Source organism: Thermostichus sp. MS-CIW-30, assembly GCF_054058015.1.
On the sequence record NZ_JBSRZW010000015.1, the window covers coordinates 1 to 20,328 of the forward strand.

Annotated in this window: 17 protein-coding genes and 1 pseudogene; 12 read left to right on the forward strand and 6 right to left on the reverse strand. The window is 57.7% G+C overall.

Translation table 11 applies throughout. The annotated features are described in order from the left end of the window. On the reverse strand, positions 1–289 hold a 289-nt coding region (locus ACVWXW_RS08025), incomplete at its 3' end, for an IS607 family transposase (protein WP_457403461.1). Positions 290–547: 258 nt separating this feature from the next. On the opposite strand from ACVWXW_RS08025, the gene ACVWXW_RS08030 reads away from it, so the two are divergent. From ACVWXW_RS08030 to malQ, 11 genes and pseudogenes are all read left to right on the forward strand, one after another. Next, positions 548–1,150, forward strand: coding sequence for an aldo/keto reductase (locus ACVWXW_RS08030; RefSeq protein WP_457403462.1), 603 nt, complete (start codon positions 548–550; stop codon positions 1,148–1,150). Between the two features lie 35 nt (positions 1,151–1,185). Continuing rightward, positions 1,186–1,369, forward strand: a pseudogene (locus tag ACVWXW_RS08035) (hypothetical protein); the annotation flags it as partial. A gap of 33 nt (positions 1,370–1,402) precedes the next feature. Beyond that, positions 1,403–1,822, forward strand: coding sequence for an aldo/keto reductase (locus ACVWXW_RS08040; protein ID WP_414331959.1), 420 nt, complete (start codon positions 1,403–1,405; stop codon positions 1,820–1,822). 168 nt (positions 1,823–1,990) lie between these two features. Further along, on the forward strand, positions 1,991–4,585 hold the full coding sequence (locus ACVWXW_RS08045) for a heavy metal translocating P-type ATPase (RefSeq protein WP_457403463.1): 2,595 nt from the start codon (positions 1,991–1,993) through the stop codon (positions 4,583–4,585). A 288-nt stretch (positions 4,586–4,873) separates the two neighbouring features. Beyond that, on the forward strand, positions 4,874–5,755 hold the full coding sequence (locus tag ACVWXW_RS08050; protein ID WP_457403464.1) for a DUF4388 domain-containing protein: 882 nt from the start codon (positions 4,874–4,876) through the stop codon (positions 5,753–5,755). 80 nt (positions 5,756–5,835) lie between these two features. Then, positions 5,836–6,204, forward strand: a complete 369-nt coding sequence (locus ACVWXW_RS08055) for a roadblock/LC7 domain-containing protein (RefSeq protein ID WP_011433098.1) — start codon at positions 5,836–5,838, stop codon at positions 6,202–6,204. Between the two features lie 54 nt (positions 6,205–6,258). Further along, positions 6,259–6,795, forward strand: coding sequence for a protoglobin domain-containing protein (locus ACVWXW_RS08060; RefSeq protein WP_457403466.1), 537 nt, complete (start codon positions 6,259–6,261; stop codon positions 6,793–6,795). A 37-nt stretch (positions 6,796–6,832) separates the two neighbouring features. After that, complete coding sequence (locus ACVWXW_RS08065; RefSeq protein ID WP_457403467.1) at positions 6,833–7,378, forward strand: GTP-binding protein; 546 nt, start codon at positions 6,833–6,835, stop codon at positions 7,376–7,378. 195 nt (positions 7,379–7,573) lie between these two features. Then, positions 7,574–8,191, forward strand: a complete 618-nt coding sequence (pyrE, locus tag ACVWXW_RS08070) for an orotate phosphoribosyltransferase (RefSeq protein ID WP_414408097.1) — start codon at positions 7,574–7,576, stop codon at positions 8,189–8,191. A 40-nt stretch (positions 8,192–8,231) separates the two neighbouring features. Continuing rightward, positions 8,232–9,104, forward strand: a complete 873-nt coding sequence (locus ACVWXW_RS08075; RefSeq protein WP_457403469.1) for a polysaccharide deacetylase family protein — start codon at positions 8,232–8,234, stop codon at positions 9,102–9,104. 155 nt (positions 9,105–9,259) lie between these two features. Then, on the forward strand, positions 9,260–10,861 hold the full coding sequence (gene malQ / locus ACVWXW_RS08080) for a 4-alpha-glucanotransferase (RefSeq protein ID WP_414341584.1): 1,602 nt from the start codon (positions 9,260–9,262) through the stop codon (positions 10,859–10,861). Here the strand turns inward: malQ and ACVWXW_RS08085 are convergent. From ACVWXW_RS08085 to thrS, 4 genes are all read right to left on the reverse strand, one after another. Then, positions 10,858–12,405: an ABC transporter ATP-binding protein gene (locus ACVWXW_RS08085; protein ID WP_457403470.1), complete on the reverse strand. Its 1,548-nt coding sequence runs from the start codon at positions 12,403–12,405 to the stop codon at positions 10,858–10,860. The genes malQ and ACVWXW_RS08085 overlap by 4 nt on opposite strands. A gap of 314 nt (positions 12,406–12,719) precedes the next feature. Then, positions 12,720–13,025, reverse strand: a complete 306-nt coding sequence (locus ACVWXW_RS08090; protein WP_414341588.1) for an FmdB family zinc ribbon protein — start codon at positions 13,023–13,025, stop codon at positions 12,720–12,722. Positions 13,026–13,035: 10 nt separating this feature from the next. Next, a complete protein-coding gene (gene fmdA / locus ACVWXW_RS08095; RefSeq protein WP_414341590.1) occupies positions 13,036–14,241 on the reverse strand; it encodes a formamidase in 1,206 nt (401 codons plus the stop codon). 442 nt (positions 14,242–14,683) lie between these two features. After that, a complete protein-coding gene (gene thrS / locus ACVWXW_RS08100) occupies positions 14,684–16,495 on the reverse strand; it encodes a threonine--tRNA ligase (protein WP_457403471.1) in 1,812 nt (603 codons plus the stop codon). A 207-nt stretch (positions 16,496–16,702) separates the two neighbouring features. Between thrS and ACVWXW_RS08105 the strand changes: the two genes are divergently transcribed. Continuing rightward, positions 16,703–18,430, forward strand: a complete 1,728-nt coding sequence (locus ACVWXW_RS08105; protein WP_457403473.1) for a Ppx/GppA phosphatase family protein — start codon at positions 16,703–16,705, stop codon at positions 18,428–18,430. 18 nt (positions 18,431–18,448) lie between these two features. On the opposite strand, the gene ACVWXW_RS08110 is transcribed toward ACVWXW_RS08105, so the two are convergent. After that, positions 18,449–20,134, reverse strand: coding sequence for an S-layer homology domain-containing protein (locus ACVWXW_RS08110; protein ID WP_414408682.1), 1,686 nt, complete (start codon positions 20,132–20,134; stop codon positions 18,449–18,451). Between the last annotated feature and the right edge of the window lie 194 nt (positions 20,135–20,328).

The following is a 20,328-nucleotide window of genomic DNA, read 5'->3' on the forward strand; positions in this document are numbered from 1 at the left end:
GACCGCCGCCAATCTCTCCGACCACTTCGGCTCCAGGATAGAGGTTAACCAGTCTTGCAATCTGTCTCTCCAAGTCTGGTTTCTGCCCTCGACTGTTGACTCGGGCGTACAAGACGACTCGTTTGTCCTTTTTGGGCGCTCTGATGTAGCTGTCGAGGTCATACCTTCTCGCCCTACCAGATGGTGTACGTACTGCATGGATCCAGCCCTTCTGTTCCCATCGCCTCAAAGTGTGGAGACACACCCCAAAATAATCTGCCGCTTCTCTCGGTTTTACATACCTAGCCATACCAAGCAGCCATACTGAACATACTGTACATTATTTTCAGTATAGTCCAGCGTATCATTGACTAGAGTCATGCTCTACCAGTGAGTGATCTAGCTGGAATCACTACTCTACTGAGCCTCTCTCCCCAACAAGCAGAGGAAAAAGCCTGGTTGCTGTTTCCCAAGGCAGCTAAAAGAGGGAGGTCGTTGGCGCAAGGGGGACTGCCCACCTGCTGACGGTTGCTAGCATGCGGGAGGAGACCGCCTCGCAGAAGTTGCCATGGAGTTCATCGATCTTGCCGAGACGGGGCTAAAACTAAGCCGCGTGGGGCTGGGCACCTGGAGCATGACGGGGGATTGGTGGGGGCCAGCAGATCCTGAGGAGGCCTACGCCACTCTCCGCAAGGCCATTGACCTAGGCATCACCCTCTTTGACACCGCTCCGGCCTACGGCCGCGGCCTTTCGGAAGTGCTTTTGGGACGGGCCATCCGGGATGCCGGCTGCCGGGATCGCCTAGTCATTGCCACCAAGGCCGGCCTGCAGTGGGTCAACGGCAAGGTGGTGCGCAACTGCAGCCTCAGTTGGCTAGCTCAGGATTTGGAAAACTCCCTCCGCCGCCTGCAGACGGAGGTCATTGACATCTACCAGGTACACTGGCCAGATCCCCTAGAGCCCCTGGAGGAAACAGCCGCCTTTTTCCAGCGCCTGCTGCAGGAAGGCAAGATCCGCGCCATTGGGGTCAGCAACTTTTCCCCAGAACAGATGGATCGGTTTCGCCAGGTGGCTCCTCTGCACACCGCCCAGCCCCCCTACAACCTGTTCGAGCGGCAGATTGAAGCAGAGGTCTTGCCCTACTGTCGAGAGCATGACTCTAGTCAATAATAAGCTCAACTATACTGAAAATAATGTATAATATGTTCAGTACGGATTACTACCAGTTGATCTTTCTGTTTACTTTCGAGTCTGCCAACATGGTAGCCAAAGCAAAGCAGAAAATTGGTAGTAAGACGACACGGAAACTGCGCTTTGGGTATTCTACTCAAAGCTTTGCGGGATACCGCCATTCTGGTTGGAAACAAACAGAATGCTATCGCTGCATAGTTGAACAGTGATGTTCAGCAGTGTTCAGCGTAAATGTATCAGCACGGCATTCACACCTTGGTGTACAGCCCCCTCTGCCGAGGTCTGCTGAGCGGACGGATGACGCCGCAAACCACCTTCCCCCCAGGGGACATGCGCGCCGGGATCGATCCCAAGTTTGTTGAACCGCGCTACTCCCAGTACCTAAAGGCGGCAGAGGCATTGAGCCGGTTTGCTCAGGATCGCTATGGCAAGACCTTGGCTCAGTTGGCGGTGCGCTGGCTGCTGGATCAACCAGGGGTGAGTGTGGCACTGTGGGGGGCACGCAAGCCCTATCATCTGGAGGCAATATCCGGCCTTTGGGGCTGGTCGTTGGATGCGGAAGCGATGCAGACCATCGAGGATATTTTGCAAAGGTATGTTCCCGAGTCCATTCCCCCCAGCTTTATGTCCCCGCCTGCCCGCGCTGCCTAGTTGTTGCTTTCTGTTCCCTTGCCGTTTGCGTTAGCGGTGGGGAGCACTTTGTCGCCGGGATCCCAGTCCTACGATTGAGTTTGGCAAAAAATGGGATGTAGAGCCCTGTCCTACCGCTACATAACTGGCCAGTAGGGCGAGGGGGCTGTTAACCACGGGAGAACAAAGATGGCCATCCCAGATGCATTCGCGTCAGCAGTGCGGAGCACTTTGACCCACAAAGCAGACAGGCCAAGGGATCCGGCTGACCAGAATGGGCCCACAGCGCCTTCTCAGGAGGGATCCCTGATTCTCCAGGTGGGGGGCATGAGTTGTGCCGGCTGCGTTCGCACCGTTGAGCAGGCCCTGCTGAGACAGCCGGGGGTGGTCAAGGCCAGCGTTAACCTGGTTACCGAGTCGGCCCTTGTGGAGTTTGCCCCTGGGATCCGGCCCGACCCGCAGCACCTGGCCCAGATTTTGACAGAGGCAGGGTTTCCCAGCCGCTACAGTTCAGAGGGTGAGGCCCTCTCCGGCGGGAGTTCCGTTCGCGTCAGCGGTGCGGAGCACTCTCAAGATCCCTCTTCCCCTCCCGGTGGGTGGGAAGAAGCCTTGGATGTGCCTGCGGATCCCCTCTCTCGGCAGCGACAGCAGACCCGACACCACATTCGCCAAGCGCTCACCGCCGCTTTTTTGCTGCTGATTTCTGCCGCCGGACACTTGGATCTCTTCGCCCGTCTGGGCTTGCCCCTCCTTAATGATGTCTGGCTGCACTGGGGCTTGGCGACCTTGACTTTTGTCGGCCCAGCTCGCGGCATTGTCCTGGATGGTTGGAGAGGGGCACGGCGGCTGGCCCCCAACATGAACACCTTGGTTACCTTGGGATCCGGATCCGCTTACCTAGCCAGTCTGGTGGGGTTGCTGGCCCCTCAGGTGGGCTGGGAGTGCTTTTTCGACGAGCCCGTCATGATGCTCAGCTTCATCCTGTTGGGACGGGCCTTGGAACAGCACAGCCGCCTGCGGGCGGCCAGCAGCCTGCAATCGCTGGTGAGCTTGTGTCCCAGTTTGGCTCGGCGGGTTCAGCCTGCAGAGAAGGCGGGATCTCTGGCTTCCAGCCCAGAGGGGAACCTGGATCTGGGATCCCAAACCGGAGAATGGTGCCCTGTCGAACAGGTGCGAGTGGGGGATTGGCTCCAGGTGCGAGCCGGCGAACAGATCCCGGTGGATGGAGAGGTCATTGCCGGCCAGGCCACGGTCAACGAGGGGATGTTGACAGGGGAACCCTTGCCGGTGCTGAAACAAGCGGGGGATCCCGTGGTGGCGGGGACGCTGAACCAATCGGGGTTGCTGCTGTGCCGGGCGACGCGCACCGGGAAAGACACCACCTTGGCCCAGATCATCCGCCTGGTGGAAGAGGCCCAAGCTCGCAAGGCCCCCATCCAAGGGATAGCCGACCAGGTGGCGGGCTACTTTACCTATGGGGTGGTGACGCTGGCCATTCTCACCTTTGGGTTCTGGTACTGGATTGGGATCCCGCTTTGGGGGAGCGACGGTGCGGAGCACTTTGTCCTGGAGGGGTTCAGCCTGCACTCCCATCTGCATCTGAGCGACCATCCCCCTCACCCCACACCCCTGCTCAGCAGCCTCAAGATGGCCATTGCCGTTTTGGTGGTGGCCTGCCCCTGTGCTTTGGGGTTGGCTACGCCGATGGCCATCCTGGTGGGTACTGGCTTGGGAGCCGAGCGGGGTTTGCTCATCCGAGGGGGAGATGTTCTGGAGAAAGCCCATCGCTTGCAAACGGTGGTCTTCGACAAAACCGGCACCCTCACCCAAGGGGATCCCCACCTGACGGACTGTCTCAGCCTTGACCCCTCCCTGGATCCCAATCGCCTACTCCAACTGGCGGCCACAGTGGAAAGCGGCACTCGCCACCCTCTGGCGCAAGCCATTTTGCAAGCCGCCCGCACCCAGGGTTTGCCGTTGCTCTCCGCCGGCGAGTTTCAAACCCAACCGGGGATAGGAGTCGCCGCCCAAGTGGAAGGGCAGGAAGTGGTGTTGGGATCCCTGGATGGGCTGGCTGCTTTGGGGATCCCGCTGTCCCAGGAGACCCAGGCCCAGGCCGAGGCGCTACTGGCAGCCGGCAAAACGGTGGTGGGCGTGGCTGTAGAGGGATCCCTGGTGGGGCTGCTGGCAGCCCAGGATCCCTTGCGGCCCGATGCGCAGGCAACGCTGCAACAGCTCCGGAAAATGGGCCTGCAGGTGGTTTTGCTAACCGGCGATCGGGCGGAGGTGGCCCACCAGGTGGCTGAGGCTCTGCAAGTGCCAGGTCTCCGCGTTATTGCCCAGGTTCACCCGGCAGACAAAGCTCAAGTCATCCGCGACCTGCAGACCCAAGGCCAGAGAGTTGCCATGGTGGGAGATGGCATTAACGACGCTCCGGCTTTGGCCCAAGCCGATGTGGGCATTGCCCTGCATTCCGCTACCGATGCCGCCCTTGAGACCGCCGATATCATTCTGATGCGCAACCACCTCTGGGATGTGGTGCAAGCCATCCGCCTCAGCCGCGCCACCTTCCGCAAGATCCAGCAGAACCTCCTCTGGGCCTTTGGCTACAACCTGGTGGGGATCCCAGTGGCAGCAGGCGTGCTCCTACCCCCCTTTGGCATTGGGCTTAGCCCGGCAATCGCTGGGGGTCTCATGGTCTTGAGTTCCCTCAGTGTAATCCTCAATTCACTCCTCTTGAGGCGAACTTTTGTACCCCGTAGATCTTCGAGTAGCCGCAGCTAAAAAAGTGTTAAAAATTACGAATGACTAAGTATCGATCGTTAAGTCTTCCGAGGTTTTACCGAGCTTCTGACACAATTTCCGCTGCGTCCAAGCCAAAAATTCGGCAACTTCGTACATTTGATTATACATTTGATTAAAAAGATTAATCCGCTTTAACTTTTGAGGATTTGGTTGTAAGACTAGGCCGAAACCAAGCTGTAAGCGCATCTTCTGGTTTCTTGCTTAGCAAAGCAAAAACCGTGAAAATACTGGGAAAGCGCATCTTGCAGCGGTGAAGGGAGCAAAAGTATGGCGATGCTTGGAGATCTTCAGGAATTTTCCTTATGCGACCTGTTGCATTTAATGGAAAAGGGTAAGAAAGCAGGGCAATTATCCATCTGGGCACCCAATGGCATTCAGCGGATTTGGTTTTACCAAGGTCGGGTGGTCGCCGCCCTCACCCCTGAAGAAAAGCATCGTTTGGAAAGCCTGCTGACGCGCTTTGGCTTGGTGGACGAGCAGGTGGTCAGCCAGTTGGTCGCTAGGGGCTTGGAGGAGCCTCTGGGGCGTTGCCTGCAGCGGCAAGGGTTGATCTCGCCCGTAGATTTGGCCAAGCTCTTTCGCCATCAACTGCAGGTGGGACTCTACAGCCTCTTTGCCCTCGAATCCGGCCAGTTCAGCTTCCTGCCCAATGTGCCCATGCCCTATCGAGAAATGACCGGCCTGAGCAAGGGCGCCACCGCTGCTGTCTTGGAAGCCCTGCAGCAGCTCAAGCTAGAGCAGCAGCCCGAAAAAGACCTGCCAGAGCCCGATAGCTGCTTTTGGCGTACCAGCACCGAACTGCCTCTGTTCAAGCTTTCTGCCCTGGAATGGGGGATCCTGGAGCAGGTGTCGCCTTCTCGCAAGCTGACGGCTTTGGCTCAAGCCCTGGGGTCCGACCTGCTGGAGGTGCGCTATGCCTGCGCCCGTCTGGCGAAGCTGGGGTTGATCAGCCCTTGTGAGGGGCCAACGGTTCTGGCTCGGTCTGGTCACTTGGAGCTGTCCAAGTCGATTGCTGAGGAGGTGAATCCCGAGCCGGTGAGGGAGAGGCTGGGGGCAAGGGTGCCTGGTCTCCAGGATGAGGGCGGCCCGGTCAAGCCTTCTCTGGTCAGTCGATTAGCCACCCTCCTCAAGGGCATGCGCGAAAAGTAAAAGCATAAGGACATTTGCGGTCATGTTTTCGGTTTTCGGGTAGAAACATTAGAAATAGGGAATCAGCAGGGAGATATAGGATGGCTAATCTGTCCTCTTTGCAGGCGATCCTCCAGAGCTATGTTGCCAATACGCCAGAAGTCCAGGGAGCAGCAGTGGTCACCCCTGACGGGTTACCTTTGGCTTCCACATTGCCTGTGGGTATGGATGAAGAGAGAACCTCTGCTATGTCGGCTGCCATGCTTTCTTTGGGCGAACGGATTGGGAGAGAGCTAGGGCGCGGAGCCATAGAGAGAGTTTTTGTACAGGGGGAAAAAGGATACGGGGTTTTAACCAGTTGTGGCCCCGATGCCGTCTTGCTGACAATTGCCAGTCATGAAGTCAAGCAGGGCTTGCTTTTTTTGGAAATTAAGCGAGTCGCGGCAAGCATTGCAGAGGCAATGAAGTAAGAAAATCAAATGTGGAGGCTAAGTTTTTGATTCTGTCCTGACGTTGAGGGAAGTATGGCCATTAAACCTTCTGAGCTGCTCCAAGTCCTGATCTCGCGCACGCAATTCACAGATGATGACAAGAAAATTTTGCAGCAAAGCGCCGACTGGGGCAGCAGCATTGCTGCAGAAATGTCGGATACGTTTTACAACTACCTCGATCGCGATGCTGAGATGGCAGCTGTCATTGCCAAGCATAACCGGCAGCGGCTGGGTCAAACCTTTGCCGAATGGTTCAAGGAAATGTTCACGGGCATGGACAATTGGGGCCCCCAGTATGCGGATCGCCGCTGGAAAATCGGCATAGTTCATGTGCGCGTTGGCATCGGCCCCCAACATGTTGTACCTGCTATGGCCACAGTTGTGCAGGAGGTGAGTCGGCGGCTGGTCAAAGAAGGCAAGCCCGAGCAACTGCGCATGAGCCTAAGCAAAGTTTGCATGATCGATCTCTCCTTTATTGAGCAGGCCTATCTTGAGGTGGCCTATAATGCTGTGCAACAGGAAACAGGCATGAGCGAGGCCTTGTTTAAGCGCTTGATCAGGGTTGAGTAGGCCCGTCTGCGCTGGGGGTTTACGGCTGAGGCTAACCATGAGCAATATTCTCCGCATTGTTGTAACAGGGCCGGTGGGAGCTGGAAAGTCTACCTTTATTCGCACGATTAGCGAGATTGAGGTAGTAGACACCGATTGCAAAGCAACCGACGAGGTGGCAGAGCTGAAGAAAACCACAACGGTCAGCATGGATTTTGGCCGCTTGAGGATTGGAGAAGATGAAGAAGAGATGTGGCTGCATCTCTACGGCACTCCCGGCCAGTCTCGCTTTAACTTTATGTGGGATATTTTAATTAAGCGCGCCCACGGCTATGTTCTTCTGGTGCCTGCGCACTTGCCGGGCCAATTTCGCAACGCCCAAGCCATTCAATCTTTTATGAAAGCCAGGACAAGTGCCCCCTGCGTGATTGGGATCACCCACGTCGATCAACCCAATGCCTGGGATCCAGAAGACATTTTGTTAATTTTGGGGAATCAGGACGGTTCAGTTCCGCACACCACTTTGAATGCCCAGGAGCCATCTTCTGTTGCCAACACGTTGCTTCTGTTGGTTGAGCAAATGATGCCCCAGGTGGTTGTTTGAACAGATTTTCAGGTATCCGCCGGTCTAGAACTTCAGCAACATCGACCCCAGCCAACACAGGCGTATCTTTTGCGTGACAGGGATCCCTCCCGTGAAGCCGAAAAACGGGAGATTGGATTCGGTGGAGATTTGCCGCATAATGAAATGTCCTGAGTGCTCTTTCTGGCCAGCCATTGAACCAAGGGGATCCCTGCTGTGTTGCTTCTCGATTGCTCTCCCCTGACCCTTTCCCCAGAGGAAGCGCGGGAGAAACTGTTGTATCTCCTCGCCCAACTGGCCTATCGAGAAGGCTCCTTTACCCTCACTTCTGGACAGAAGAGCCCCTACTACATCAACTGCAAACCGGTTACCCTTCACCCCCAAGGAGCTTATTGGGTGGGATCCCTGCTGCACCGACTGTTGCCGCCCGAAACCGAGGCAGTGGCCGGAATGACGCTGGGGGCAGATCCCTTGGTGACGGCGGTGAGTTTGGCCTCCCTGAGGGCTGAGCCTGCCAACCTAGCCGCCCTAATCGTGCGCAAAGAGCCCAAGGGGCACGGTACGCAAGCCTGGATCGAGGGGCCGGAGTTGCCGGCAGGCAGTCGGGTGTGGATCCTGGAAGATGTGGTGACCACCGGCAGTTCTGCTTTGAAGGCTGTCGAACGGGTGCGGGCAGCCGGCTACCGGGCGGAAGGGATCCTCGCTTTGGTGGATCGGCTGGAAGGGGCAGAAGATCGCTGCCGAGAAGCAGGGATCGCCTTTCGTCGCCTATTCACCCTTCCAGAAGTGCAGGCTTGCCATCGGGCCTTGACCTCAGGAAAATCAAAGGACTAGCCTGCCCCCTTGGTGAGCATCAAAGCTTTGGAGAGCGGACATGCTGCCCCCTGCCTACTCAGCTCTGCCCAGCCGAAATCTGCCGAGCCTACCGCATCGGGCGCGGGTGGCTGTGTACGTGGTGATGAACATCGAGCACTTCACCTTTGGCAAGCTGGGCACGGCCATTCAACCCCATCTCACCAGCTCCCCTGAGATCGCCAACTATGGCTGGCGGGACTACGGCAATCGGGTGGGCATTTGGCGCTTGTTTGAGCTGTTTGCCGAGCTGGGGATCCCGGTGACGGCGGCCTTGAATGCGGAAATGGTGGATCTTTACCCCCCCATCATCGAAGGGATCCGCCAATACGGCTGGTCGGTGCTGGCCCACGGCTGGAACAACTCCACCGGCCACAGCGGCCTGGCCCGCGAAGCCGAACAAGAGCTCATCGAGCGCAGCTTGTCCCTTTTGGAGAAGGTTTCCGGATCCCGCCCTTGGGGCTGGCTGACGCCGGGGTTTTCCGTTAGCGAGAACACCTTTGACCTGCTCAAGGCTGCCGGGATCCGCTACACCACCGACTGGGTAAACGACGACCAACCCTACTGGTTCCCAACTGCCGCCGGCCCCCTCTTGGGGATCCCCTACACCCTGGAGGCCAACGACATCAGCCTCTGTCTCAGCGCCCGCCTGTCGGCAGAAGCCTTTGCCCAGGCCCTCATCGACCAGTTTGATCAACTCTGGCAGGATGGGGAGCGCTCCCCTCGCATCATGGCCATCGGCCTGCACCCCTTTATTGTCGGGCAGCCTCTGCGGATGGGATCCCTGAAAAAAGCCTTGCAGCACATCCAATCTCGCCCTCAGACTTGGCTCACCACCGGTGATGGCCTCTATGACTGGTATGCCCAAGCCTGCCCTGCCCCCGAGGTGGCCTGACGGGATCCCCTGGCCAGAGGGAAAAGCGCGTCTTGGCCTTGGATCCTGCTCATTTTTTAACTTTGTTCTAATTTTGTCTTGTCTGGAGCTGTCCACCGTGGCTCTGGAAGTGACAGCATAGGCGGTGAAGCCACCTTCAGCAAAAGGGCTTGGCCATGCGCATGGGCAGACTCAGCGGGATCCTCTTGCACCCCACCTCGCTACCGGGGCCATTTGGCATCGGCGACCTGGGGCCGGCTGCTTACCGGTTTGTGGATTTTCTGGTGGAGAGCGGCCAGCGCCTCTGGCAGGTGCTGCCTCTGGGACCTACCGGCTGGGGCAACTCCCCCTACATGAGCTTTTCCTCCATAGCCGGCAACCCGCTGCTCATCAGCCCGGAGCTGTTGGTAAAAGCCGGCTGGCTAGAGCCCGACAGTTGGCAGGACCTGCCCCAATGGCCAACGATCCAAGCCGGATCCGCCGAGCGGGTGGACTACGAAACCGTGATCCCCTTCAAGCTGGGCCTGTTGCACCGCGCCTGGGCTACCTTCAAAGAAAAAGCTTCCGGCCCCGATTGGGAAGCTTTCCAAGCCTATTGCGCTGCCGAGGCCGACTGGCTGCCGGACTATGCCCTGTTCATGGCCCTCAAGGATGTGTACGGCGAGCAAGAGTGGAACCAATGGGATCCGGCCTTGGTGCGACGGGATCCGCCGGCTTTGCAAGAGGCTCGCGATCGCTATGCCGATGCCATTACCGAGCAGATGTTTTGGCAGTATCTGTTTGCCCAGCAGTGGGGATCCCTAAGGGAGTATGCTCATCGGCATCAAGTGCGGCTCATTGGGGATGTGCCCATCTATGTTGCCCCCAACAGTGCCGACGTGTGGGCCAACCGGGAGCTGTTTCACCTGGATGAACAGGGACGGCCTTTACAAGTAGCCGGTGTGCCGCCCGACTATTTCAGCCCCACCGGGCAGCGCTGGGGCAACCCCCTCTACAACTGGGAGGTGCTCAAGGCTCGCGGCTACGACTGGTGGATCCGGCGCATCCAGGCCATCCTCAAGCAGGTGGACTGTGTGCGCATCGACCACTTTCGCGGCTTCGAGAGCTACTGGGCCATTCCAGGCGATGCAGAAACGGCTGTGGAAGGGGAGTGGCAAAAAGGGCCGGGGGCAGATTTCTTTCAGACCCTGGCCGACAAGTTGGGGGAAATCCCGGTGATTGCCGAAGATCTGGGAGACATTACGCCGGAGGTGTTGCAACTGCGGGATCAATTTGGCTTGCCCGGCATGAAGGTGTTGCTCTTTGCCTTCGGCTCTGGGCCCGATAACCCCTATTTGCCCCATGCCTATGAGCGCAACTTTGTCGTTTACACCGGCACCCACGACAACAACACGGTGGTGGGTTGGTTTAATGACCCGGATCGCTCGGAGTGGGAAAAACAAAACCTGCTGCGCTATTTGGGCTGCCAGGGATCCGGGGGCATCCATTGGGATCTGATCCGCTTGGCCCTTTCTTCCGTAGCCGACCTGGCCATCATTCCCCTGCAGGATGTGATGGGGCTGGGGGCAGAGGCGCGCATGAACTTCCCCGGCACCACCGAGAACAACTGGGCCTGGCGCTACCGCGAAGAGATGCTGCGGCAGAACATGATCCAGCGCCTGGCCGAGATGAGCGTCACCTACGGGCGCATCTCTCCTCAAGAGTTGGAACAACGGCGAGCAGCCCTAGCCCAAGAACGGGCGGCAGGATCTTCTCAAGCTGCCCCCGGCCTCGTCTAATGCTGGATCCCGCCCATCAGCAGCCCTAGCTGCTCTTCGGTGGCCTCTTCAGGCGTGAGTTCTCCCACCAGGTGGCCCTCATGGATCACCAAAATGCGATCCGACAAGCTGATCACCTCATTCAAATCCGCCGACACCAGCAGCACCCCCATGCCCTGATCCCGCGCCTGCAGGATGCGCCGATGAATGGCCTCGATGGCCCCCACATCCACCCCCTGCGTCGGTTGGGCAGCCACCAGCACCTTGGATCCACAGGAAAGCTCCCGCCCCACAACGATCTTCTGGGCATTGCCGCCAGAATAGCGGCGGGCCGTCAGGGAAATGCTGCGGGGGCGAACGTCGAAGCTCTCCACCACCTGGCGGGCATGTTGGTCAATGGCCTCTTCCCGAAAAAATCCCAACCAGCCGGTATACGGCTTTTGATGGTGATCCCCCAGGATCAGGTTGTCGCGGGTGGGGAAATCCAGCACCAAACCTCTCACATTGCGATCTTCGGGGATATGACTCAGACCCCAGCAACGCACCTGTCGGGCCGAAGCAGACAGGGATCCGGCTCCATAGCGAATTTGGCCGCGGTAGCTTCTCAAGCCGGTGATCGCCTCCACCAATTCCGTTTGGCCGTTTCCCTCCACACCGGCAAGGCCCACAATCTCGCCGGCAGGTACCTGGAAGCTCGCCCCCGCCACCGCCGGCTTCCGCCCCGGTATATCCACCCACAGATCTCGCACATCCAGCAACACCTCCCCAGGGGTAGCGGCCTTTTTTTCAACGGTCAGACTGACTTCCCGCCCCACCATCAGCCGCGCCAGTTCCTGGGCATCGGTTTGGGCAGTGGGCAACGTCGCCACCACCTTGCCATCCCGAATGACGGTGACGCGGTCGGCCAGTTGCATTACCTCCTTCAGCTTGTGGCTGATGAAAATGACAGCTCCCCCCCGCCGGGCAAAGCGGCGCAAAAACGCAAACAGCTCGCCTGCCTCCTGCGGAGTCAACACTGCCGTCGGCTCATCCAAAATCAAGATGCGGGCCTTGCGGTAGAGCATTTTCAAGATCTCCACCCGCTGCTGTAGGCCTACCGGCAGATCCTCCACTCTGGCGTCGGGATCCAGATGGAAGCCCATCTCGGCAATCAACTGAGCCACCTCAGCCCTGGCCCGACGGAAATCGACCTGAAAAAGATGGCCGGGTTCGGCCCCAAGAACCACGTTTTCCGTAACCGTCAAGGGATCCACCAACATAAAGTGTTGATGCACCATCCCAATTCCCAACCGAATGGCATCGGCGGGACTGTGAATTTTGGCCAGTTGCCCATCCACTTGAATGGATCCCTCGTCCGGGCTGACCAACCCATAGACGATCTTCATCAGGGTAGACTTGCCCGCCCCGTTCTCCCCCATCAGCGCCAGAATCTCTCCCCAACGCACCTCCAGATCGATGTGGTCGTTGGCCAACACCAGAGGATAACGCTTGGTGATCCCCTGTAAACGAAGGGCGATATCGCTGCGATGGGATCCCTCTGCCAAGGAAGGATCAGGCCCACTCATGAGGTGCTTCTTGAACGCCTTTTCCAGCATAGGTTGTGAACTGCCATGCCAGAGGAAAGCATTTCTGGGGGTATTGTGAGAGTCTCTCTTTTTCTAAGCACTATGGTCATTTCGATTCAAACTGGGACACTGCACCCACACCTAAAACGTTGGTCACGTCGTTACGTCGTCGCATCGTCGCGTCAGCGTTGCGGTTCCCGTCAGGGTGCCGTAGGCATAGCAATAGCGCTGCGGAGCAATAATGCACGGGGCCAGAAGGCTTTTTTCAATAGCCCAGGCGTCTTACCCTAGCCTGAAACAACTATGTCTAATAACTAATGGTGCAACATCCAAGGTCGCCCACAGGATTGGGAGCGATATTTTGGCGAGTTTGGATCAGAATTTGAGTGCTGTTCACGCTTGATCAGTTTGGGTTCTCTTCCCCCCTTTGAAATAGGCAAAGAGCTGGAAAGCTGAACCATGGGAACTGAAATGAGACGTTTCCCTTCCTGATTGCAAGAAGGACAATAGGCCGGATCTCGATATTGAGATAAGGGCCGCCATACCTCAAACTCCCCACAGGTTTGACACTTAAACTCATACAGCGGCATCTTCCTATTCCACCCCCTTGAACGAGGCATCGGATAACATTCACCTAGGGAGAATATCTATGTCGAAGATTTGCGTAGGAACAGCCACCGTACAGCAAGCATTGGGAATATCGACGATCCCACTCACTCTGCCCTCCACCGGTGCAGAACTGAGCAGCAGATAAGCTTGTTCTCCCGTAAAGCCGAATTTTTTCAGATATTCGATGGCATTTAAGCAGGCGCGTCGATAGGCAATGTGAACATCCATATAATGCTGCTTACCTGTAAGCTCGTCCACAGAAATGCCCTCAAACACAAGGTATTCCGAGTAACGTGGCTCAACAGGGCCGGGCTTAAAAATGGGGTTAACCAATCCGTACTTCTCAACACCACCCTTGATTAGATCGACGTGGAGATCGATGTAGCCCGACATCTCAATAGCGCCACAAAAAGAGATCTCCCCATCCCCTTGCGAGAAGTGAATATCTCCCATCGACAGCTTGGCACCCTCCACGTAAACCGGGAAGTAGATCCGTGTTCCTTTAGACAGGTTTTTAATATCGCAATTACCGCCGTGCTCTCGCGGGGGCACCGTCCGAGCCGCTTCAGCAGCAACCCGCTCATACTCTGACTTGGGCAAAGTTCCCAAAATTGCGTTCTTGGGATTGGGCAAGGCGGCCAGCACAGGCTGATTGCCGGATAGCCCCGCGCCGTAAGTGCGCAAATCGGGAGCCGAAGCGACCAGCTCAGCTTCCCGCTTATTCCAAGCCGCCAGCAACTCGTGAGATGGGGCACAGCCAATGAGGCCGGGGTGAATGATGCCGGCAAAGCGCACATGGGGAATGTGTCTGGAAGTGGTGTAAATGCCTTGAAAATCCCAGATGGCTTTGGCCGCGTTGGGAAAATGATCGGTGAGGAATCCCCCTCCATTTTCTTTGGCAAAAATACCTGTAAACCCCCACTCGTCTCCCGGCAGTGGCCCAATGTCTAACAGATCGACAACCAGGATATCTCCAGGCTGGGCGCCGTTAACCCAAATAGGCCCACTCAAAACATGGACAACGCTTAGGTCAACCTGCTCAATGTCGGAAGGATCATCGTTGTTTTTGATTTGCCCATCCGTCCAGTCTTTACACTCAATTCGGAATACCTCGCCAGGGTTTACAGAAACCACAGCGGGAATATCAGGATGCCAGCGGTTGTGACCCGGTAGATCCTGTTGATCCATTGGCTTAGTCAGGTCAACTTTAAACAGCGTTTTGGGCATGGGATCCTATCCTTGAGTCATCACTCTGCGGTCAGACTTTGAATGCACAAAAGCCTATCTCCAATAGAGAAGCTAATACTGTAGTAAAAGCTACAATTCATAGTGCTGTTATCTACAATCGCAGAGCGGGAGATGAGGAGCTTAGATCGACAGGCTATTTCACTGCAATTCAAAGTAACTATCAATCAATTCACCAAAGTAACGGCCAATCCATTCGGCGACAGATCGATTTAGCCGTCAGCTCCTAAAGCGTTGCAGGATCCTCTCCAGAAAATCCCTAGAGAACATGGTGGGTTGTCGGCCAAATCCTGATTTTTCAATTAGCCCCCTTGGCTTCCCTTGAGAAAGGGAAACTCAAGCTCTTTCTTGAGATCCTCAGAACCTGGGATCCTCAAGTTCTGAAAACCCAGTTGCCGCAAGCCAGGGATCCCGAATGCCCAAGCTAGTCAAGTGCCTGTAGCTGGGCTAGGAAATCTGCCACCGTCAGGGATCCCAGCTCTTGCCCATGACGCTGGCGTACGCTCACCGTTCCTGCCGTTTGTTCCTGTTCTCCCACGATCAACATAAAAGGGATCCGGGCCTTCTCGGCATTGCGGATTTTTTTGGGCAAACGATCGCTGTCGGCATCGATGTGGACGCGGATCCCGTGCTCCCGCAGCTGATCCCGCACCTGGAGGGCGTAGCCCAGGTATTGGTCGGAAACGGGCAAAATGCGCACCTGTTCCGGGGCCAGCCAGAAGGGAAAATCCCCAGCGTATTCTTCGATGAGGATCCCAATCAGCCGCTCCAGCGAGCCAAAGGGAGCACGGTGAATCATCACCGGACGCTGCCGGGATCCGTCCTCAGCTACGTATTGCAGATCAAAGCGCTGTGGGTTTTGGTAATCCACCTGCACCGTGCCCAGTTGCCACTCCCGATCCAGCGCGTCGCGGAAAATAAAATCCAGCTTCGGCCCATAGAAGGCTGCCTCTCCGATCCCTTCAAAGTGGGGCATCGACAACTTCTCCACAGCGCGACGGATGGCATTTTCGGCTTTGTCCCAATCTTCGGGGGATCCCAGATATTTGTCCGACTTGGGATCCCGGAAGCTGAGGCGGGCGCGAAAATCCTTGAGCTTGAGCTTATCGAAAACCACCAAAATGAGATCGACAACCTTGAGAAACTCCTCCTCCAATTGATCGGGGCGAACAAACAAATGGGCATCGTCCACCGTGAAGCCACGCACTCGCGTCAGACCTCCCAATTCCCCCGATTGCTCGTAGCGATAAACGGTGCCGAACTCGGCATATCGTAGGGGCAAATCGCGGTAGGATCTCAGCTCGGATTTGTAGATTTGGATGTGAAAAGGACAATTCATCGGCTTCATGACAAAGCCCTGTTCAGCCGCACGCGCCTGCTCATTCTCTGACATCATGGGAAACATATCTTCCCGATACTTTTGCCAGTGGCCGGAGATCTTGAACAAGTCCACACGGGCAATATGAGGGGTAACCACCGGCAGGTAGCCCCGCTTGAGCTGCTCCTGCTTGAGAAAATCCTCCAGCACCCAGCGTAGGGTAGTTCCTTTCGGAGTCCAAAGGGGCAAGCCCGGACCCACTTCATCGGAAAACAGGAAGAGACCCAGTTCTTTGCCCAGCTTGCGGTGATCCCGCCGTTTGGCCTCCTCCAGCCGCCGCTTGTATTCCTTCAGCTCCTCTGGAGTTTCCCAGGCGGTGCCGTAGATGCGTTGGAGCTGCGGCTTGGTTTCATCCCCCCGCCAATAAGCGCCGGCCACGCTGAGCAGATCGAAAGCTTTGGGGTTGAGCTCTTGGGTGTTTTCCACGTGGGGACCGGCACAGAGATCCCACCATTCATTCCCCAAGTGGTAAATGCTGATGACCTCCCCTTCGGGAATGCTGTCTAAGATCTCCAGCTTGTAGGGTTCTCCGAGGGCTTCGATGCGGCGCCTGGCCTCTTCACGGCTCACCTCCTCGCGGATCACCGGCAGGCCCTTTTTGATGATTGCCTGCATCTCTTTTTTGATGCGATCCAGATCTTCCGGCGTGAAGGGCTCGGGATGGTCAAAATCGTAGTAGAAGCCGTAGTCGGTTGTGGGGCCGATGGTCACCTGGGCCTTGGGAAACAGCTTTTGCACCGCCATAGCCAGGACATGGGAAGTGGTGTGGCGGATGCGCTCCAGTTTGGGAGACTCGTGAGTGCGCAGCAGTTTGAGGGTGCTGTTGGCCTTCTGAGGTGATTCGGCTGGCTGAGACATCGGAACCTGCTTCGACAACAAAGAAAGAACAGTGAAGAAATGGATATCCATGTCCCTATCTTAGGCTGGGGCGAGAACGGCAGGGATCCCCAGCTAATCAATTCCCCTGTTTGCCGAGTCAACCGCGAACCTCACCTCACGACTCGGCCCGGAACAAGGGGGGAAAGTACACAGTATCCTAAAGGGGTTGACCCCCTTACCCGAGCCATGATCTCTTCGCCCACCAACTTCACGGAACGCTCTGTCACCTCTGCTTCCCCAGTTTCCGAAACCAGCCCGGCTTCTCGTTCTGAATCTTGGGCGGCCCCCGTTCTGGCGGCCATCGATGTGGGCAGCAACTCTCTCCACATGGTGGTGGTGCGCATCAATCCCCGTATCCCTAGCTTCACCATCATCTCCCGCGAAAAAGCCACCGTCCGGCTGGGGGAGTTTTGCAGCCAGACGGGCGCCCTCACGCCTGCAGCTATGGAGCGGGCCCGGACGGCTCTGGAGCGGTTTTGCCGCATTGCTGAGAGCTTTCAGGTGCAGGATATTGTTGCCGTGGCCACCAGTGCTGTGCGCGAGGCCCCCAATGGGCCGGAGTTTTTGAAGCGGATTGAACGGGAGCTGGGCCTGCGGGTGGAGTTGATCTCGGGGCAGGAAGAGGCCCGCCGCATCTACCTGGGGGTGCTCTCGGCGATGGAGTTCCACAACCGGCTGCACGCAGTGGTGGATATTGGTGGCGGCTCCACCGAGCTGATCTTGGGCAATGGCCAAGAGCCGGAGTTTCTGCGCAGCATCAAGGTGGGAGCTGTGCGTCTAACCCAGGCTTTTTTGCACCACGACCCGCCCACTTCTGCCGAACTGCAAGCCCTGCGCCAGCACATCCGCGGCATGCTGGAATCCCCCATCGAGCAGATGAAGCGGATCCTTGCCTCTTCACAACAACAGGGATCCCTGCCTTTGGTGGGCACCTCTGGCACCGTCGAGTGCCTGGCCCAGTTGGATGCCCGCCGTCGGTTGGGCGCTCTCCCCCATCGCCTGCAGGGGTATGAGTTCAGCCTGGAAGCCCTGCGCGGCTACATCAAAGAGCTGCGATCCCTGACGGTGGCCGAACGGCAAAAACTTCCCGGCCTAGGGGAAAGACGGGGGGAGATCATCCTGGCCGGCGCCCTGATCCTAGAGGAAGTGATGAGCCTGCTGGGGGTAGAGCGGGTTCAATTTTGCGAACGGGCTCTGCGGGAAGGGCTGATCGTGGATTGGATGATCGGCCAAGGCTTGATTGAGGATCGGCTGCGCTACCACAGCTCGGTGCGGCGGCGCAGTGTGCTCAAGCTGGCGGAAAAATATCAGGTGGAGCTGCCCTATGCCGAACGGGTGGCCGAATTTGCCCTCAGCCTCTTCGACCAGACCCGCGGCCTGTTGCATGGTTGGGGATCCCGGGAGCGGGCTCTCCTCTGGGCGGCGGCCATGCTGCACAACTGCGGCCACTTCATCAGCCATGCCGCCCACCACAAGCACTCCTACTACCTGATCCGCCATGGAGAACTCTTGGGCTTCAACGAAGAAGAGGTGGAGGTGATCGCCAACTTGGCCCGCTACCACCGCAAGTCGCCCCCCAAGAAGAAGCACGAGAACTTCCAGCGCCTCAGCGACGAGCGGGATCGCCAAGTGGTGCTGGAACTGAGCCCCCTGCTGCGCATAGCCTGTGCTTTGGATCGCCGCCGCCTGCAGGCCATTCAAGCCCTGCACTGCCGTTTTCAGCTCCTGGGAGAAGGCCCCCGCCGCATGGAGTTGATTTTGGATCCCAGGCATCCCAAGGACGACTGTGCCCTAGAGTTGTGGAGCTTAAACGAGAAGAAAAAAGTCTTCGAGCAACAGTTCAACCTGCAGGTAATCCCCAAGCTCTCTACCCAGATCCAGCGCAGCGCCGATCCCTTTGAGGCAGCAGTTTAGCCTTCTCGGGGATCCTAGCTAAGGGGCGATGGTAATGGGCGAGGGGCTGGTTTGGGTGGTCTTTTGGCCCCCTCTTTGCAAAATCACCTCGATGATGCCGTTGTTGACCGGCTGCATGTTGAAGGGCAACTGCTGCTGGGTTTCGTATAGGCCCGGCGCCACCTCCCGCATTTCGACTTCCGGCGTTACCCCAACAATCCGAAAAGCAGCCCGCCCCCCCGGATCCCCTCGCATGGTGACTTTGAGAATTTCTCCCATGCGCAGATTGGTGCTGTTGGTGGTGACACTGAAAATCTGGGGCAGTCCCGTGGCGACGGGTGCGGAAACCGGCTGAATGGTGGAGCGGGTTCCTCTGGAGCCATCGATGGAAAAAGGAAAAATCTCCCGATGTTCCTGGCTGAGGCCGTCCTTGGTGAGCACAATCCTCAAGGTGGGATTGTTGGCCTGGTGGGTGGGGGCTACCACGTAGGTGCCTTCGTAGTGGTTGGGTCGTACCTCCCGCATCGGCTGGTTCAGGGCCAGATTCCCCAGATCAAACTGGGCGATCCCTCCAGATTCCCCCCAAATGGCAATGGTGAGAATGTCCCCTTCCACCAAGTCGCGCTGGGGATCCAAGCGAATGGCCTCAATGCGCGGATAGCGATTGCTGGCTGCAGTCAGAGGGGCTGGCTGCGGCAGAGGAGCTGGGGGCGGAAATACTGATTCCACTGGCGGAGGAGCAACATTGCCCAAGGCCAGTTGAGGTAGCCGCCGTTGAACGCGGGTACTGACGCCATTGAGGGTCAACTGAATACTGATGTCGGGGCCAAAGACGGCATCCTGAGGACCAAGGCTATAAACTGCGCGGTAGTAGCCGGGCTGCACCTCCTGCATCGGCAGACCCTGAACCACGCCGCCGATATCAACCGTAGCCCTGCCGTTGGGAGTGGCCTGCGCTTCAATGGTCAAGGTTCCCCCTGCAGGAACACTTCCTCCCTCGGGAGTGATCCGCGTTTGGAAGATTTCGGGTTGGACAGTCTCGGCCACCCGGGCTGGGGAGGGACGCAACTGGGCCACAGGGGGTGGCAAGGGCGGAAGCTGACCGCGATACACCAGGGCCTGATGCAACAACACCGCCCCTTCTGCTCGCCTCAGCACGCGATTGGGCTGAAGACGAGCTGGATCCGGCACATTCACCAGCAGCCCCGCTTCGCCTGCCATGGCCACAAAAGCCCGCCCTACCTCCGGCACATCAGCCGCATCGGTGTACAGAGCCATCCAGCGCTCAATGTCGGCCTGGGTGGGAGCAGGCAATTGCAGAGCCCGCACCAAAATGGCCAGGGCTTCCAGGTGGGTGATATCCCCTTGCGGGCGAAACTCGTTGCCCTCGTATAGGCGCATGGCCCCCGCCTGCAGCACGGCTTGGGCAGTCCAATAGTCGGGGGTGTTGGGCTCCAGGTCGCGAATCTCCTGCACCTGGTTGGGATTGGGAATGTAGCCGAAAAACTCCGTCAGCCACTGGGCCAATTCCAGACGGGTCAGGGTGGCTGACAGGGGTTCTTGGGTGATCACCACATCCGTCTGACGTTCCAGAGCCGCCACGTAGGGGTCGGTCCAGGCCAGCGAGGCTTGCTGCTCCACCCCTTGGGACCAAGCCGGCAAGCTGACACCCGACCAGCCCAGCGTCCAACACAAGCTCAGAGCTAGGGGCCACGAGCACCGCATAGCTGTCACTCCTGTTCCAACAACATCCCCTCAGGGTCAGCTTATCTCAAACTTCCGCCCCATCCTCAAGCCCTCGATGCCCCTTGGGATTGCGCCCTTTGGCAGTGAGATTCTGAAAACTCGGCTAAGAAGGTTCGCCGCAGGGATCCCTTAGGAGATTTTACCTATGCAAGACGGGATCCGGCTTGACAGCA